This window comes from Bacillus sp. 05T31, from assembly GCF_056396725.1.
Genome location: NZ_JBFTMA010000986.1, coordinates 1 through 1,176, shown reverse-complemented (window position 1 = coordinate 1,176; position 1,176 = coordinate 1). Strand labels below are relative to the sequence as shown.

The 1,176-nt window shown below is 34.7% G+C and carries 1 protein-coding gene and 1 pseudogene; one reads left to right on the top strand and one right to left on the bottom strand.

The window, feature by feature from the left end; all coding sequences use genetic code 11:
- Positions 1-465 (top strand): RNA-guided endonuclease InsQ/TnpB family protein (locus tag AC1DJR_RS30555; protein WP_477004318.1); only part of this gene is annotated, 465 nt, incomplete at its 5' end.
- Between the two features lie 265 nt (positions 466-730).
- On the opposite strand, the pseudogene AC1DJR_RS30550 reads toward AC1DJR_RS30555, so the two are convergent.
- A pseudogene (locus tag AC1DJR_RS30550) lies at positions 731-1,048 on the bottom strand (Rpn family recombination-promoting nuclease/putative transposase); the annotation flags it as partial.
- Between the last annotated feature and the right edge of the window lie 128 nt (positions 1,049-1,176).

Below are 1,176 nucleotides of genomic sequence, written 5' to 3'. Positions count from 1 at the left end.
GCAAAGGCACAACGAGTATTAGCAAGACGCAATAAAGGTTCTGAGCGTTGGAATAAACAACGTATTCGTGTAGCTAAGTTACATGAGAAAGTAGCGAACCAACGTAAGAATTTCCTTCATCATGAGTCTAAAGAGTTGGCTACTCATTTTGATGTTGTAGCTATTGAAGACCTAAACATGAAAGGAATGTCGCAAGCACTTCATTTTGGAAAAAGTGTCGCTGACAATAGTTGGGGAATGTTCACTTCTTTTTTAGCTTATAAACTATACGAACAAGGAAAACAACTTATGAAAATAGACAAATGGTTTCCTTCCACAAAAACATGTAGCAGTTGTGGGAATGTAAAAAATATGTCATTGTCTGAACGAGTATATTCTTGTATATGCGGTGTAAATCTCGATAGAGATTATAACGCAGCTATCAATATCAAAAATGAAGCAATACGTCTATTAGCGTTAGCATAAATAGCAATAAAATAACCTTTGGAACAAGGGAGTTAGCTCGGCTGTCTTAGGACGAATTCGTTAGCTATCAAAAGTAACGACTAACCGAGAAGCCCCCACTTCAAACAGTCCGTTAGGACGTTAAGTGGCGGTAGTTCACAAGATAGATTATAATAAAGGTCTATACGCTAAAATTCTATTCGAAATAATAATTACAATGGAAAAAAATAAAAAAACAGGCAATTGCATGTGAACTGACGCAATTACCTGTTTTTCTCACTTTCACCTATTTATTTTTTAAAATTTCATTAACCTCTTCCGCACTTAATTCAGCAGCTTCTGCAACCTTCTCTATAGGTAACCCTACTTTAATCATGTTTTGAATTAGTTGTATTTTTGCTTCTTTTGCACCTTTTTCTTCTGCTGTTTCTATTTCAGATACTCTGTCTTTTATCGTCTTTTCTCTAGCCTCGTAGTAACGCAGAAAATCCTTGTTACTTCTTAAACGCTCCCAATCCTCTATTTCTTGTTTAAAAACAGAATCTTTTTCCATTACTATCTCCTTTAGGATTCTTGTTAATTTCTCACCTTCATATATAGGAAATTAGAAGGATTTTCAGAAATTTGATACCTACAAATTCACAACATTAATTATTTTGTAGAATTTCATTAACCTCTTCTACACTTAATTCAGCAGCTTCCGCTACCTTCTCTATCCGCTACCTTCTCTAT